General features: G+C 57.0%; 1 rRNA gene. It reads left to right on the top strand.

Annotated elements, in window-relative coordinates:
• Nucleotides 1-153 precede the first annotated feature (153 nt).
• A 23S ribosomal RNA gene (locus ABT122_RS33180) occupies nucleotides 154-3,280 on the top strand.
• Nucleotides 3,281-3,302: the final 22 nt, after the last annotated feature.

Here is a 3,302-nt window from a genome sequence, read left to right as displayed (position 1 = left end):
TTCTGTCGGGCACGCTGTTGGGTGTCTGAGGGCACGGACCATGCACATGGTTTGTTGTCTTCGTGCCGGCCCCGGTGTACTCGCCCCGTTGTGGGTGGGGTGGCGGGTGGTTGGTCGTTGTTTGAGAACTGCACAGTGGACGCGAGCATCTGTGGCCAAGTTTTTAAGGGCGCACGGTGGATGCCTTGGCACCAGGAACCGATGAAGGACGTGGGAGGCCACGATAGTCCCCGGGGAGTCGTCAACCAGGCTTTGATCCGGGGGTTTCCGAATGGGGAAACCCGGCAGTCGTCATGGGCTGTCACCCGCTGCTGAACACATAGGCAGTGTGGAGGGAACGAGGGGAAGTGAAACATCTCAGTACCCTCAGGAAGAGAAAACAACCGTGATTCCGGGAGTAGTGGCGAGCGAAACCGGATGAGGCCAAACCGTATGTGTGTGATACCCGGCAGGGGTTGCGCATGCGGGGTTGTGGGATCTCTCTTTCACAGTCTGCCGGCTGTGAGACAAGTCAGAAACCATAGTGGTAGGCGAAGGACATGCGAAAGGTCCGGCGTAGAGGGTAAGACCCCCGTAGCTGAAATCATTATGGCTTGTTTGAGAGACACCCAAGTAGCACGGGGCCCGAGAAATCCCGTGTGAATCTGGCGGGACCACCCGTTAAGCCTAAATATTCCCTGGTGACCGATAGCGGATAGTACCGTGAGGGAATGGTGAAAAGTACCGCGGGAGCGGAGTGAAATAGTACCTGAAACCGTGTGCCTACAAGCCGTGGGAGCGTCGCATGCAAGGCTTGCCTTGTATGTCGTGACTGCGTGCCTTTTGAAGAATGAGCCTGCGAGTTTGCGGTGTGTTGCGAGGTTAACCCGTGTGGGGAAGCCGTAGCGAAAGCGAGTCCGAACAGGGCGTTTCAGTAGCATGCTCAAGACCCGAAGCGGAGTGATCTAGCCATGGGCAGGTTGAAGCGGCTGTAAGAGGTCGTGGAGGACCGAACCCACCAGGGTTGAAAACCTGGGGGATGACCTGTGGTTAGGGGTGAAAGGCCAATCAAACTCCGTGATAGCTGGTTCTCCCCGAAATGCATTTAGGTGCAGCGTCGTGTGTTTCTTGCCGGAGGTAGAGCACTGGATAGGCGATGGGCCCTACCGGGTTACTGACCTTAGCCAAACTCCGAATGCCGGTAAGTGAGAGCGCGGCAGTGAGACTGTGGGGGATAAGCTCCATGGTCGAGAGGGAAACAGCCCAGAGCATCGACTAAGGCCCCTAAGCGTACGCTAAGTGGGAAAGGATGTGGAGTCGCAGAGACAACCAGGAGGTTGGCTTAGAAGCAGCCACCCTTGAAAGAGTGCGTAATAGCTCACTGGTCAAGTGATTCCGCGCCGACAATGTAGCGGGGCTCAAGCGTACCGCCGAAGTCGTGTCATTGCAGTACATACCCCCAACGGGGACTGTGATGGGTAGGGGAGCGTCGTGTGCCGGGTGAAGCCGCGCCGGAAGGCAGTGGTGGACGGTTCACGAGTGAGAATGCAGGCATGAGTAGCGATACACACGTGGGAAACGTGTGCGCCGATTGACTAAGGGTTCCTGGGTCAAGCTGATCTGCCCAGGGTAAGTCGGGACCTAAGGCGAGGCCGACAGGCGTAGTCGATGGACAACCGGTTGATATTCCGGTACCCGCTTTGAAACGCCCAATATCGAATCAGGCGATGCTAAGTCCGTGAAGCCGCCCTTGATCTCTTCGGAGTGAGGGGGAGTGGTGGAGCCGACGAACCAGACTTGTAGTAGGTAAGTGATGGGGTGACGCAGGAAGGTAGTCCAGCCCGGGCGGTGGTTGTCCCGGGGTAAGGGTGTAGGCCGTGTGGTAGGCAAATCCGCCGCACATTGAGGCTGAGACCTGATGCCGAGCCGATTGTGGTGAAGTGGATGATCCTATGCTGTCGAGAAAAGCCTCTAGCGAGTTTCATGGCGGCCCGTACCCTAAACCGACTCAGGTGGTCAGGTAGAGAATACCGAGGCGTTCGGGTGAACTATGGTTAAGGAACTCGGCAAAATGCCCCCGTAACTTCGGGAGAAGGGGGGCCACGTCTGGTGATGAGTCTTGCACTCTGAGCTGGGTGTGGCCGCAGAGACCAGCGAGAAGCGACTGTTTACTAAAAACACAGGTCCGTGCGAAGCCGTAAGGCGATGTATACGGACTGACGCCTGCCCGGTGCTGGAACGTTAAGGGGACCGGTTAGCTCCATTTCGGTGGGGCGAAGCTGAGAACTTAAGCGCCAGTAAACGGCGGTGGTAACTATAACCATCCTAAGGTAGCGAAATTCCTTGTCGGGTAAGTTCCGACCTGCACGAATGGCGTAACGACTTCTCGACTGTCTCAACCATAGGCCCGGTGAAATTGCACTACGAGTAAAGATGCTCGTTTCGCGCAGCAGGACGGAAAGACCCCGGGACCTTTACTACAGTTTGATATTGGTGTTCGGTTCGGCTTGTGTAGGATAGGTGGGAGACTGTGAACTCTGGACGCCAGTTCAGGGGGAGTCGTTGTTGAAATACCACTCTGGTCGTGCTGGATGTCTAACCTGGGTCCGTGATCCGGATCAGGGACAGTGTCTGATGGGTAGTTTAACTGGGGCGGTTGCCTCCTAAAGAGTAACGGAGGCGCCCAAAGGTTCCCTCAGCCTGGTTGGTAATCAGGTGTTGAGTGTAAGTGCACAAGGGAGCTTGACTGTGAGACCGACGGGTCGAGCAGGGACGAAAGTCGGGACTAGTGATCCGGCGGTGGCTTGTGGAAGCGCCGTCGCTCAACGGATAAAAGGTACCCCGGGGATAACAGGCTGATCTTCCCCAAGAGTCCATATCGACGGGATGGTTTGGCACCTCGATGTCGGCTCGTCGCATCCTGGGGCTGGAGTCGGTCCCAAGGGTTGGGCTGTTCGCCCATTAAAGCGGTACGCGAGCTGGGTTTAGAACGTCGTGAGACAGTTCGGTCCCTATCCGCTGTGCGCGTAGGAGTCTTGAGAAGGGCTGTCCCTAGTACGAGAGGACCGGGACGGACGAACCTCTGGTGTGCCAGTTGTCCTGCCAAGGGCATGGCTGGTTGGCTACGTTCGGGAGGGATAACCGCTGAAAGCATCTAAGCGGGAAGCCTGCTTCGAGATGAGGACTCCCACCCCCTTGGAGGGGTTAAGGCTCCCAGTAGACGACTGGGTTGATAGGCCGGATCTGGAAGCACCGTGAGGTGTGGAGGTGACCGGTACTAATAGGCCGAGGGCTTGTCCTCAGTTGCTCGCGTCCACTGTGTT

It is taken from the genome of Streptomyces sp. NPDC001985 (assembly GCF_040296845.1).
Taxonomy (GTDB): Bacteria; Actinomycetota; Actinomycetes; order Streptomycetales; family Streptomycetaceae; genus Streptomyces.
Note: the sequence above shows the minus strand (reverse complement) of the source record. Positions and strands in the feature narration are given on the sequence as shown.